The sequence below is a fragment of the Lentilactobacillus kefiri genome (assembly GCF_009739535.1).
GTDB lineage: Bacteria > Bacillota > Bacilli > Lactobacillales > Lactobacillaceae > Lentilactobacillus > Lentilactobacillus kefiri.
The window spans coordinates 1,203,792-1,215,958 of sequence record NZ_CP029971.1; the positions used below are offsets into that span (position 1 = coordinate 1,203,792).

Annotated in this window: 11 protein-coding genes and 1 pseudogene; 7 read left to right on the top strand and 5 right to left on the bottom strand. The window is 41.9% G+C overall.

Features of this window, described 5'->3' with window-relative positions:
* Positions 1–17: 17 nt before the first annotated feature.
* Positions 18–1,400 (top strand): flavocytochrome c, encoded by a 1,383-nt coding sequence (locus DNL43_RS05785; RefSeq protein WP_054768780.1) that lies wholly within the window; start codon positions 18–20, stop codon positions 1,398–1,400.
* A gap of 486 nt (positions 1,401–1,886) precedes the next feature.
* Here the strand turns inward: DNL43_RS05785 and DNL43_RS05790 are convergent, their stop codons facing one another.
* The 4 genes from DNL43_RS05790 to DNL43_RS05805 form a co-directional block, all read right to left on the bottom strand.
* Complete coding sequence (locus tag DNL43_RS05790) at positions 1,887–2,795, bottom strand: aldo/keto reductase (protein ID WP_056983024.1); 909 nt, start codon at positions 2,793–2,795, stop codon at positions 1,887–1,889.
* 68 nt (positions 2,796–2,863) lie between these two features.
* Positions 2,864–3,343, bottom strand: coding sequence for a Dps family protein (locus DNL43_RS05795; RefSeq protein ID WP_054768779.1), 480 nt, complete (start codon positions 3,341–3,343; stop codon positions 2,864–2,866).
* A 145-nt stretch (positions 3,344–3,488) separates the two neighbouring features.
* A complete protein-coding gene (locus DNL43_RS05800) occupies positions 3,489–4,829 on the bottom strand; it encodes an MFS transporter (protein WP_056983026.1) in 1,341 nt (446 codons plus the stop codon).
* A 169-nt stretch (positions 4,830–4,998) separates the two neighbouring features.
* Positions 4,999–5,682 carry a YjjG family noncanonical pyrimidine nucleotidase gene (locus DNL43_RS05805; protein ID WP_056983028.1) on the bottom strand — a complete coding sequence of 228 codons (684 nt, stop codon included), beginning with the start codon at positions 5,680–5,682 and terminating at the stop codon, positions 4,999–5,001.
* Between the two features lie 153 nt (positions 5,683–5,835).
* Between DNL43_RS05805 and budA the strand changes: the two genes are divergently transcribed.
* From budA to DNL43_RS05820, 3 genes are all read left to right on the top strand, one after another.
* Complete coding sequence (budA, locus tag DNL43_RS05810; RefSeq protein WP_056983030.1) at positions 5,836–6,546, top strand: acetolactate decarboxylase; 711 nt, start codon at positions 5,836–5,838, stop codon at positions 6,544–6,546.
* 417 nt (positions 6,547–6,963) lie between these two features.
* Complete coding sequence (locus DNL43_RS05815) at positions 6,964–8,349, top strand: sugar porter family MFS transporter (protein ID WP_054768778.1); 1,386 nt, start codon at positions 6,964–6,966, stop codon at positions 8,347–8,349.
* 99 nt (positions 8,350–8,448) lie between these two features.
* Positions 8,449–8,655, top strand: coding sequence for a hypothetical protein (locus DNL43_RS05820; RefSeq protein WP_054768777.1), 207 nt, complete (start codon positions 8,449–8,451; stop codon positions 8,653–8,655).
* A 50-nt stretch (positions 8,656–8,705) separates the two neighbouring features.
* Here DNL43_RS05820 and DNL43_RS05825 read toward each other — a convergent pair whose 3' ends face one another.
* Positions 8,706–9,392, bottom strand: a complete 687-nt coding sequence (locus DNL43_RS05825; RefSeq protein WP_054768776.1) for a type 1 glutamine amidotransferase domain-containing protein — start codon at positions 9,390–9,392, stop codon at positions 8,706–8,708.
* Positions 9,393–9,726: 334 nt separating this feature from the next.
* Between DNL43_RS05825 and DNL43_RS05830 the strand changes: the two genes are divergently transcribed.
* The 3 genes and pseudogenes from DNL43_RS05830 (at position 9,727) to DNL43_RS05840 (ending at position 12,163) form a co-directional block, all read left to right on the top strand.
* The gene (locus tag DNL43_RS05830; protein ID WP_054768775.1) at positions 9,727–10,179 is read left to right on the top strand and encodes a DUF3290 domain-containing protein; all 453 of its coding nucleotides are present in this window, start codon (positions 9,727–9,729) and stop codon (positions 10,177–10,179) included.
* Positions 10,179–10,817, top strand: a complete 639-nt coding sequence (locus tag DNL43_RS05835) for a DUF421 domain-containing protein (protein ID WP_056983032.1) — start codon at positions 10,179–10,181, stop codon at positions 10,815–10,817. Before DNL43_RS05830 ends, DNL43_RS05835 begins: the two co-directional genes overlap by 1 nt.
* A gap of 169 nt (positions 10,818–10,986) precedes the next feature.
* Positions 10,987–12,163 (top strand): annotated as a pseudogene (locus tag DNL43_RS05840) (aminotransferase class I/II-fold pyridoxal phosphate-dependent enzyme).
* Positions 12,164–12,167: the final 4 nt, after the last annotated feature.

Sequence of the window (12,167 nt, forward strand, 5' to 3'; positions counted from 1 at the left end):
AAGATGGGAAGAAAACCATGTCACAAGAATTTGAACCAACTGATTTAAGTGAATTAAAAGATATGTATGATGTGATTGTCATTGGATCCGGCGGTGCCGGCTTGACCAGTGCCATTGAGGCGAAAGAACTGGGGTTGAAACCAGTTGTTTTGGAAAAAATGCCGGCTGTGGGTGGTGATACCAAGCGGGCATCTTCCGGAATGAACGCAGCGGAAACCTTTGTGCAAACCGAGCACGGTGTTCAAGACAGTGTCGGTAAATTCTACTATGAAACATTACGTGGTGGTCATGGCACAAATGATCCCGAACTGCTCAAGTATTTCACTGAGCACAGTTCCAGAGCAATTGAATGGCTATATAAGGAAGGCGTCCAACTGGATGACCTGACTTTTACCGGTGGGATGAGTGTTCCCCGTGCCCATCGACCGAGCAGCACTGCACCAGTTGGTGCCTACCTGGTAAATGGATTACTGACACAAATTGAGGCTAAACAGATTCAGCTATTTTGCGATGTGAAGGTGACCGCAATTAACGATGATGAGAAAGTCACCGGTGTTCAGGTGCAAACCGCAAACGGTGAGCAAATTATTAATGCGAAAGCCGTCATTATCGCTACAGGGGGCTTTGGAGCCAGCAAAGAATTGATCGCAAAGTATCGGCCTGACCTAACAAAATACAAAACGACGAATCAACCGGGGAATACTGGTGATGGTATTCTATTGGCTGAACATATCGGTGCTCAACTGGTCGATATGAATCAAATCCAAGTTCATCCAACTGTTCAGCAGGATACCGATCACGTTTATTTGATTGGCGAAACCGTTCGCGGTGAAGGGGCTATTTTGGTTGACCAAGAAGGCAAACGGTTCGTGAATGAAATGCAAACCCGGGATAAAGTTACCAATGCGATTAATAAGCTCAACGGAACCGGTGCATATCTCATCTTCGATCAATCAGTCCGCAACCGGGCTAAAGCAATTGATTTTTATGACCACGTTGGTCTAGTGAAAACCGGTTCGGATTTGGATACGCTCGCAAATGAGGCTGGCATTGATCCTGAGATGCTCAATCTGTCCATTAAGAAGTGGAATCAATCGGTTTCCGATCGGATGGACATTGCCTTTGGTAGAAAGACCGGTATGCACGTGCTTGATACGCCACCATATTATTCAATTCACATTGCGCCGGCTGTTCATTATACGATGGGTGGAGTTAAAGCTAACGATAAAACCCAAGTCCTTAAAGCTGACGGCCAGCCGATTCAGGGGCTGTACGCTGCTGGGGAAGTGGTCGGTGGCCTGCATGGGTCCAATCGCATTGGTGGAAACTCAATAGCGGAAACCGTAATTTTTGGTTTGCGGGCAGCTCAACAGGTACGAGATTATATTTTTGGAATGTGAGACTTCATTTAATTGTAAAAATCCAAAGAATGATCAAAATGATTGTTCTTTTTTTATTGATTTTGGGGGTAATTAATAGGACAATATATTCAATCAAGTACGAAATTATATTAATATATGTCCACCTTTGACTTATCGAGATTAATTTGGAGGTATTCAGCCATGCTGGGAAGAAAATTAGAGAAATATTCAAAATGGTTTCAACTGCTAAATTGAGGGCTTAGTTTAATGGTTTCAGTGGGCATTATTGGCATAATATTCACTATCATTTCAAACAATTCATTCGCTTATCTTTTAGACTTTATCTCAACGGTCTACATAATCCTTTATTTACTTACTTTTTTCATTGAATTACTCAGCCATTATTTGAAACACAGGTCTAATTGAATATATATGTCAAGAATAAGGGCCCGAGATAAAAGCTTACACTTTTACATTGGACCCTTTTCACATAAAAGAGCTTGGCATTTACCAAGCTCCAACTAACTAAAACAGTTTATTAATTTCATCAAATTCTGCTGAAGGCAATTGCACGTCTAAAGCCTTGGCATTGCTGTCAACTTGTTCCGGCACTCTGGCGCCCGGAATTACCACGCTGATATTTGGATTGGCAATGTACCAGGCCAAAATGGTTTGAGCTACCGTGGCATCATGTTTGTCAGCGATTGCTTTAACCTTGGCCAAGCTGTCGATAATCTTATCAAAGGTGTCGGATGAAAATTGGCTGAATTTTTTGGCGTCAGCCGATTTGTACTTTCCTGTCAGCAGACCTGAAGCCAGTGGAAAGTATGGGACAAAGGAAATATTATTTTCTTTTAGATAAGCAAAGACCTTTTCTTCAGCGTCACGATGTACCAGGCTGTAGTTATCTTCAACAATATCGACTTGGCCATCGGCATTGGCCTCTTTGATTTGATCCGGTGAAAAGTTGGAAACTCCGATTGCCCGGATTTTGCCAGCTTTTTTCTCCTCAACCAGAGCATTTACGGCTTCGGCTTTTGGAGTGTGATCATCTGGAAAATGAATGTAGAAGATATCGATGTAATCGGTATTTAGACGTTCCAATGCTTTATCAACGGAATTCTTTAAGAACTTTGGATCATTATTTGGCTTTAACTCGTTATTGGGGTCCTGAGCCGCTTTGGAAGCAATCACAATCTTTGAGCGATCATAATCTTGAATGACATCACCGATAATTTCTTCTGATTTTCCCAAGCCATACATAAAAGCGGTGTCCAGCAACGAAATGCCGTTATTTAAAGCTGCTTTAACGACTGCGGCACCATTTTCATCTTTGAGGCCGTCAAATAAATTATGGCCGCCGACCTTGTTGGTACCCAACCCAAGTGGGCCGGTTGTAACATCACTTTTACCGATTGTAACTGAATTCTTCAATATAAGTTCCTCCTCACATAAAAATGGGTTGAAATAGATAATTTCCAACCCATTTTTGTTTGTACAGATTAGTCGTCATAAGGCCCTTTTCCCAAGTATGCGTTAATCATCCAGATATTTTTATCAATATCTTCTTTGAAGCCATTAAGCATATCTTGGGTTGGAAAGTCCTTTTCTTCATCAGTTATTTCAATACCTTTTTGGTATTGGTCACGCAGATATTTGAATTGATCGACCAGACGCTGCATGAAATCACGCATTGTCAGTTGATCCCAGGTTACTTTTTCATCTGGAAGGCCGGTATTCTCGATAAATTCATGAGTTGTCGAAAACGGTGAACCGTTAATTGCAATTAACCGTTCCGCAACGTTGTCCAGTTGGTCTGCCAGTTGATCATTATAATCATCCATTAGTGGGTGGAGGCGAAAGAAGTTTTCTCCACGCATGTACCAGTGAGTTTGCTGGATGTTGGTTTGCAGCTGACTTAAGTCAGCTACCAATTGATTTAACTGTTCACGGGTCTTTGGAAAATCATATTTATCTGCCATCGTAATTCCTCCTCAAAGCATGAATTCGTTTACAGGGACAGTGTACCCGATTCATGAGATCCGTTTCAAGGAAGTTGCCTTCAGATAAGTTAACAAAATCCGCAACAAAATAATTCCGATATGAGCAAGCTTAACCGCGGCTTCATTAATGGTCTCTTGGACCAGAGGACAGCGGTGCCTGAACATTTTCCACAGCTGAAACAGACGGTGACTCATCCAACTTGGAGTCTTTAGAAGTTTCCAACATATGAACATAGACTAGGAAACTTACAAATGCCGCAGCTGATACATAATAGAAGAACCAGTCTTCATGACCGATGTGTTTGAGCCATAGGGCAACATATTCAACACTGCCGCCAAAGATCGCAACGGTCAGACCATAGGGGAAGCCAACTCCCAAGGCCCGAATCTCGGTTGGAAACAGTTCTGCTTTAACGATTGCGTTAATTGATGTGTAGCCACTTACAACCAGCAGTCCACTGAGCATCAATACAAATGAGGCAATCGGGTTGTCGAAGGTCTTTAATCCTAAGAAGATCGGTACGGTTAGGATCGTTCCGCCAATCCCAAACCAATAGAGCAGAGGCTTTCGACCAATCTTGTCTGAAAGGTGGCCAAACAGTGGTTGTAATGCCATGAAAATCAGTAACGCCACAAAGTTGATCATTGTGACCAGCTTAGGTGCAAGGCCCAGTGAATTGATCATGAACTTTTGCATGTAAGTTGTATAAGTATAGAAGGCAATTGTGCCACCAAAGGTTAGCCCCATGACGGTCAGAACCTGATTTGGATACTTTGCCAGTTCATGCAGGGTTCCTCTGGCAGTTGGTGATTTTTCAGATTTCTTAAATTGATTGGTTTCATCCATTGATAATCGAAGATACAGGACAATAACAGCTCCAATCGCACCGATTGCAAATGGAATTCGCCAGCCGAATTCTCTTAACTGGCGGTTGGTAAACATTGCTTGTAACCCAATTTGAACAATCAGGGCGATTAATTGGCCGCTGATCAAAGTGACGTATTGAAATGATGCGTAGTATCCACGACGACCCGGAGTTGCCATTTCTGATAAATAGGTTGCGGAAATCCCGTACTCGCCACCAAGGGAAAGACCCTGAACCAGTCTGATGAGCACCAGCAGCAGGGGTGCGAATACACCAATTGAATTGTAAGTTGGAATAATGGCGATCATCAACGAGCCGGTGGCCATGATGCTGACTGAGAGGGTCAGCGCGGAACGGCGGCCTTTACGGTCAGCGTACTTTCCCATAATAAAGCTGCCAAAAGGTCTCATTAGAAAACCAATTGCAAAAACACCGGCAGTGCTCAAAAGTTCGACGGTCTGATCCCCGTCTGGGAAAAATGACCCAGCAAAGTAAATGGCAAATGACGCGTAAATATACCAATCAAACCATTCAATCATATTGCCCAAGGAACCTTTAATAATGTTGCTGGTAATTCGCTTTTGACTATATACTTGCATGCTGATGACCTCCATTTATTAAAATTTGGTGGGTAAACATTAGACAATCTCTAATTAATTTAATAGTATAGGTTAAATATTAATGACATGCAATATATTATGTAAGAATAACTGACATTTGAATAAACAAAAATCAGCCGGCACAAAGCCTGGCTGATTGAATGGCGGATTAAGCCACAATTGATTCAAGTCGTAATAATTGGTCAATTTCATAGGTTGGACTGGTTTTGGTCGGATTGGCTTGGTGTTGGGGGTTGAACCAAACTGAATCCAACCCATAAGCAGCAGCCCCTTTAATATCGGAAGTTAAAGAATCTCCAATCACCAGTGACGAAGGCTTGGAAAAGCCCGTAATTTTTTTCGCCACGTAATCAAAGAACGCTGGATCCGGTTTTTGATAGCCAACCGCTTCGGAGGCAAACACGTGGGTGAAGTATGGCGCCAAGCCGGACTCGTTTAACCTGCGGCGCTGAGTCTTGGCAATCCCGTTGGTCACAACGTAAATGTCATGATTGGTACTCAGATCCGCCAACAGTTCCTGCGCATGGGGCATCTTGGTGTGGCCTTCAGCGAGATAACTGCGATAGGCCTTTTCATATGCCTGGCCATCAACGTGCTTACCATATTTACCGAAGAATAGACTGAAGCGGGTCCCCAACAGCTGAGATCTGGTAATTTTGCCGAGTTCGTACTGCTGCCAAAGGTGTTCGTTTAATTCGTGATAATCCTCGTAAATCGTTGGCGTGAGTTCTTCTCCAATTGTATTGAAAAGCTTTGTAATCGCGTGCTTTTCGGACGCTTGAAAATTCAGGAGTGTATCGTCGACATCGAATAGTAATGTTGAGTACTTCATTTGGGCTTACCTCACATTTGTTTTTTTAATTTTAGCACAAAATTGATTGACGTAAATATTCTGTGAAAAGGCGGTATATTGTTATCTCACTGGCGGTTAGAGTGATACGATTAAACTAAAGCAATGTTTACAAAATATAAGGGGAGTTTTAACATGTCAAATCAGATAACGTTATATCAGCACGGAACTTTGGCATTATTAGTGCCGGGGCTCCTAAAAGGGACAATCACATTGGGACAATTGCTTAAACATGGAGATACCGGGATTGGTACCGGTGAAGGCCTCGATGGCGAGTTGATTATTCTGGACGGCAAGCCATATCATGTTCATGCGACTGGGGATGTGACCCTGGCACCTGATTCATTCAAGATGCCCTTTGCTAATGCCCACTTTGCAAGATATACACCGTTGGCTGAATTGGAAAATGTTGATGAAGCTGATCTGAATAAGCAGATGGTCTCCTTAAGTAAAGCCCAAAACACATTTTTCTCGATTGAAATTCACGGGACTTTTTCCAGCATGCAAACGAGAGCTGCGGTTAAATCAAACCCACCATATAAAACATTGGCCGAAACGGCTGAAAATCAAAGTGTCTTTACCCGAAAACAGATTGAAGGCACGTTAATCGGATATTATTCACCACAATTGTTCGAAGGTGCCACAGTTGGCGGCTTCCATCACCACTTTATTTCTGATGATCATAAGTTTGGCGGCCATGTTTTGGACTTTCATCTAGATAAAGGAAATGTCAGCTATCAATTGTTTGATACATTTGAGCAGCATTTGCCCGTCAACGACAAGCAGTATATGCAACATGATTTTTCAAAAGATGACATCGAAAATAGCATTCATCAGTCGGAATAGTCTCACCGGTTAATAAATTATATCGTTGTAAGTAATCGTCAATGACAGCAGTTATAACCTTTTAGTAAACGTAATAAAAGCATTAGTAAAAAAAGTGCACTCACCACGATTCCCATGGTGAGTGCGTTTTATTGTCCTCAAAATCGATAATTTGTATGATAATAGTTCATAGGGGTTGATTTATACGGATGAATCCGTTAACATAACAAATTATGGACGCCAGTTATTTTTTGATAGCACAGATTCTGTGCTGTGAAAACTAATGTAAGCGTTACTATAACAATGTTTGCCTGTAGCTTCATTTAATAAAAAATTGTTGTGAATTTGTATGATTTGTTATGTAACCCCTTTCAACCCTTTCGAAATGGGATACATGTAAATCTGCAGTGGCTTTATGCATTAAAAAGGAGAATTTTCATGGAAAAGGTTTCTGCAACAGAAAAGAAAATCTCAAGCAGATTTATTTATTTCTTTGGTTCATTTGGCGGGATTTTATTCGGATATGATATTGGGGTAATGACGGGGGCTCTCCCATTCCTGCAAACTGATTGGGGACTTCAAAACAATGCCACGATCACTGGCTGGATAACCTCTGCAGTGATGCTCGGGGCTATTTTTGGTGGCGCAATCGCCGGCCAGATTTCTGATAAATTAGGCCGACGAAAGATGATCCTGATTTCAGCACTGATTTTTATGGCTGGATCATTACTCTCAGCAATCTCCCCTCACGATGGTCAATTTTATTTAATTGCCGTGCGGGTGTTCCTTGGACTAGCTGTTGGTGCTTCATCAGCCTTGGTTCCTGCCTATATGTCAGAAATGGCACCGGCTAAAATGCGGGGACGCTTGACTGGGATTAACCAGACAATGATTGTGTCAGGGATGCTGCTCTCATATGTGATGGATTTTGTATTGAAAGATTTGCCTGAAAACTGGGCATGGCGTTCAATGCTTGGTCTCGCAGCGGTTCCAGCTTTAATCCTGTTCTTTGGTGTATTGAAATTACCAGAATCACCAAGATTTCTCGTTAAAAATGGTCGTCCTGATGATGCCCGTCGCGTATTGAGCTATATTCGTGACAGCGATGAAGGAATTGACAAAGAACTCGAACAAATTCAAGACACTGCTTCACAAGAAAAGAAAATTTCAAAAGCAACGACTTGGGGCACAGTATTTAGTTCCAAGTATCGTTATTTGGCAATTGCCGGTATCGGTGTAGCTGCATTTCAGCAGTTCCAAAATGCCAACGCAATCTTCTACTACATTCCATTGATCGTTGAAAAAGCCACTGGCGCTGCAGCCAACTCTGCATTGATGTGGCCGATTATTCAAGGAATCATTTTGGTTGTGGGTTCACTGGTATTCTTAGGAATTGCCGATAAGTTCAAGCGTCGGACATTGTTAATTCTTGGTGGAACCGTTATGGGTCTGTCATTCTTATTACCAACTGTTATTAAATTGCTGATGCCAAATTCAAGCCCATTATTGATTGTGGTGTTCTTGAGTATCTATGTTGCCGCATACTCATTTACTTGGGCTCCATTGACCTGGGTTATCATTGGTGAAGTATTCCCATTGGCAATTCGTGGCCGTGCCTCAGGTGCTGCCTCATCAGCCAACTGGGTGGGTTCATTTGCTGTCGGCCTACTCTTCCCAATCATGACTGCCAGCATGCCTCAGGACGCTGTATTTGCCATCTTCGGTGTCATCTGTCTTCTGGGTGTCTGGTTTATCCATTCACGAGTTCCAGAAACCAAGGGTCGCAGTTTGGAAGATATTGAAGAAGAAAACATTAATAAATAATTGAAAGTATCAATTTGCATAAAAAGAGAAACGCCTGTCAATTGGCGTTTCTCTTTTTTTACGTGCTATAATTTGGCAAAAATGAAAAGGAGAATTATTTTGAAGTTCAATAAATTATTTTATAAGTCATTTAATTTTTGGCTTGGCTTCATCATGTTTCTGGGTGGCATTTCACTCTTCCCGGCGGTTGCACCAAACAACCCAGTTTTTTCTAATTGGTGGTGGATCAACTTGGCGGAGTTTTTGTTTGGCTTGAGTCTGTTAATTGAAGGATTGATCCAAAAACCCAAGAATTCGAGAAAATAAAAACTATTCAGGTGTGATGATTCATCACTACTTGAATAGCTTGATTTGAATTATTGCAGTAATTCTTTAATAATTGCGTCGCCAACGCCGGTTGCTGAATTCGGATTTTGCCCGGTAATCAAGCGATCATCGACGACGACATTCGGTTCAAAAGCAGTTCCTTTTACAAAATTGGCGCCTGCTTTACTCAATTCATCTTCGATTAGAAATTCAACGTCGTTTGTCAGACCATTCAGGGCCTCTTCGTCATCGGTGAATCCGGTCAGCTTACGGCCGTGAACAAACCGTTTACCATCCTTGGTTCTTAGAGCCAAGAGGGCACATGAGCCAACACAATTGGCGGCGATAATGCCGTTATTGGCATAAATTGTTTGGGCAATTTGAGCCAACTCGGTATTTTCAGGAAAGTCGGTCATTGCGCCGTGACCGCCGATAAAGTAAATTACCTGATAATCTTTTGGATTGACGTCTTTTGGCTTCAACGATTTTGCCAAGTGTTGGTTTCTGAATTCATCATCCAAATAAAATTTCCAATCGACCGCGTCCATATCATCAGTTCCCAAACTGAGTGGATCAATTGGAATGTAGCCACCGTTTGGACTGAGGTAGTCAACATCGATACCGTTATCGGTCATGACGTCATTAAAGTGGGTCGCTTCTTTTAGCCAGATGCCGGTTGCCCGCTGGATTTTCTTGAATGTGGGGGTGTTTGTACCCACCATTAATGCTTTTGTCATAAGCAGAATTACCTCGATTTTTGATTCAAATAAGCTTTTCGTGATTTTTCCCCAACCCCATCATAGCAGATAATGTAAAGCTGTGATGTGAAATGGGGTGTTGTGTATGTTTTAACACATATGTTATCCTTATAGCCAATCGTCACTTAAAATATGATGGTTGCTTGCTATGTGGTATTCAAACGTCGTAGTGTATAGTTAAAAATAAAATTCAGAACGGTCGAGCCTGTCATGGACTCGGCTTTTTTTGTTATGTCGATCAATTTTGTGGTGGTCGACGTCATTTGGTTTACAATAAACAATTGTATTTAGCGAAATATCAAGGGGGATCCTTATGACATTCTATACGTACGATTATCTTCATCAGTCTCAAAGTAACTGGCAGTATGGCCGGATTGCTGTTTTAAGTGTGCTGGCGGTCATCTTTATTCTTTTTCTGATTCATTACCTGCGGAATCGAATGGACATCAAATACAAGGATTTAAGCATTATTGTGGCGACACTTCTATTATTGGTTCTGGCACTTCAATATAATGATTTCAATTCGATTCAGTCATCATCAAAGCAGACCGGCCAGATTACCCAAACTGTTAAGCAAGTGGCCAACCGGCTGCATGTCCAGCCAAAAACCATCAGTGTGAATTCGACCAACGTGAATGCCAATTTGATGGTTAAAACGCCGCGGGGTTACTTCCGAGTTGATTACAATTCAGACGGATCTGCCTTTGTTTTAGAGAAAGTTGAATTAGACGGCGCAAGCAAAATTAAGGTTGAGGAGGCTCAATAATGTTTACATATTCAGATGTTACACTTAAATTAATTGTCGGATTCTTATTTATTACGGTGTTAATTAATTTGACCGGGAAAGGCAACCTGGCACCTACGTCTGCGATGGACCAGCTGCAGAACTATGTTCTTGGTGGCATTATTGGCGGGGTCATTTATAACCCGGCAATTACGATGGCTCAGTTCTTGGTAATTTTGTTATTGTGGGCACTTTTGATCATGGTGACAAGATATTTGAAAACCCATATTCATTGGGTAGGGAAGTTCGTTGAGGGTGAGCCGATCACGTTGGTCAGAAATGGCGAGCTGCTGGTCGAAAACTGTATAAAAGCGAATTTGTCTGCATCAGATGTTAATTTCAAGTTACGGACGGCAGGCGTTTATGACATGAAGGATGTCAAACGGGCAATTCTTGAACAAAACGGTCAGTTAACTGTTTTGAATCAAGGCCAAGGCAGCATTCGTTACCCGGTCATTGTCGATGGAAAAATTGATCCCGATGTTTTAGAAATCATGGGGAAAGATGAATCATGGATTGAATCCGAGCTGAAGAAGCAAGGAATTGACAGTGTCGGGTCCGTGTTTTCCGCAACTTATCGGAATAATTCCTGGCAGATTGCGACGTTTCCCCAAAATTGACGAGTGATCGACCTCACATCACAATGTATCATTACACATTAAATATCGAATCAATAGAATAATTATTCATTATTTCACTAAATCTGATTGACTTTCCCCTCGATTGATATATTATTAACAATAACTTTTAATAGTCAGATTCAAAATAAATATCCCCGGAGGTTTCGATATGGAATTAAATGAAATTAACCCGTATGTGTTAAAGGTCATGCCTTCTGCAATGCGTAAGTTTGACCATGAAATCAGTGTTGATCCCAAGATTATCAAATTAACTTTGGGGGAACCCAACTTTAACGTTCCTGATCATATCAAGCAGGCCGCGATTGATGCCATCAATGATAACAAGTCTCACTATCCATATTATTGGGGTTATCAAGAACTCCGGGACGCGGCCTCAAAATATTATCGTGACAAATTTGGCTATGATTATCCAGCTGATCAAATTGTCGTGACCGTTGGGGCAACCGAGGCAGTGGCAGTTACCGTTAAAACGTTATTTAAGCCTGGTGATGCCGTGATTATTCCAACTCCGGCTTTATCCGCTATATGACGCCTCAACTACTTTAAATGAGCTGAATACGCTTTTGGTGGATACCAGTGATGATGACTTTATTCTCACGCCAGCCAAAGTCCAAAAGGCAATTGATGATCATCCTGATTTGAATGTTAAAGGGTTGATTTTAACCGATCCCAACAATCCAACCGGGGTGGCTTATTCTAAGGAACAAATCGCTGCATTGGCCCCCGTCTTGAAGAAGAATGGCATTTGGGTTATCAGTAATGAAATCTATGGTGAACTGACTTATGGTCAGAAACATTATTCAATTTCAGAATTCCTGCCGGATCAAACGATTATCATTAATGGATTATCGAAGTCTCATGCCATGACTGGTTACCGGCTGGGCTTTATCTTTGGTCCTTCCGGGTTCGTGGATGAAATTGCCAAAGTTCACCAATTTACAGTAACTGCGGCTGCTTCAATCGTTCAGTATGCTGCAATTGAAGCTCTGGAACATGGTCAGGATGATTCCAAACCAATGCTTCAGGAATACGAAAAGCGCCGTGACTTCGTTGCAAAAGAAATGACTGAAGCTGGTTTCGATGTTGTCCATCCGGGCGGGGCATTCTATGTCTTTGCCAAAATTCCGGAAGGGTTACACATGGACAGCTGGGCATTTGTCAAAACGTTGGCCAAGGAATACCACATCGGCTTGATGCCTGGTGATCCATTTGGCGATAACGAATATATCAGAATTAGTTACGCTGCCAGTGATGAAGCACTGGCTGCGGCTATGAAGGCAGTTAAACAATTAGTCGTTGATTATTCAACAGAATCAGCAAAATAAATGC

Coding starts and splice junctions, on each gene's coding strand:
- DNL43_RS05785 (WP_054768780.1), top strand. CDS start 18: ATGTCACAAGAATTTGAACCAACTGATTTAAGTGAATTAAAAGATATG.
- DNL43_RS05795 (WP_054768779.1), bottom strand. CDS start 3,343: ATGGCAGATAAATATGATTTTCCAAAGACCCGTGAACAGTTAAATCAA.
- DNL43_RS05800 (WP_056983026.1), bottom strand. CDS start 4,829: ATGCAAGTATATAGTCAAAAGCGAATTACCAGCAACATTATTAAAGGT.
- DNL43_RS05805 (WP_056983028.1), bottom strand. CDS start 5,682: ATGAAGTACTCAACATTACTATTCGATGTCGACGATACACTCCTGAAT.
- budA (WP_056983030.1), top strand. CDS start 5,836: ATGTCAAATCAGATAACGTTATATCAGCACGGAACTTTGGCATTATTA.
- DNL43_RS05815 (WP_054768778.1), top strand. CDS start 6,964: ATGGAAAAGGTTTCTGCAACAGAAAAGAAAATCTCAAGCAGATTTATT.
- DNL43_RS05825 (WP_054768776.1), bottom strand. CDS start 9,392: ATGACAAAAGCATTAATGGTGGGTACAAACACCCCCACATTCAAGAAA.
- DNL43_RS05830 (WP_054768775.1), top strand. CDS start 9,727: ATGACATTCTATACGTACGATTATCTTCATCAGTCTCAAAGTAACTGG.
- DNL43_RS05835 (WP_056983032.1), top strand. CDS start 10,179: ATGTTTACATATTCAGATGTTACACTTAAATTAATTGTCGGATTCTTA.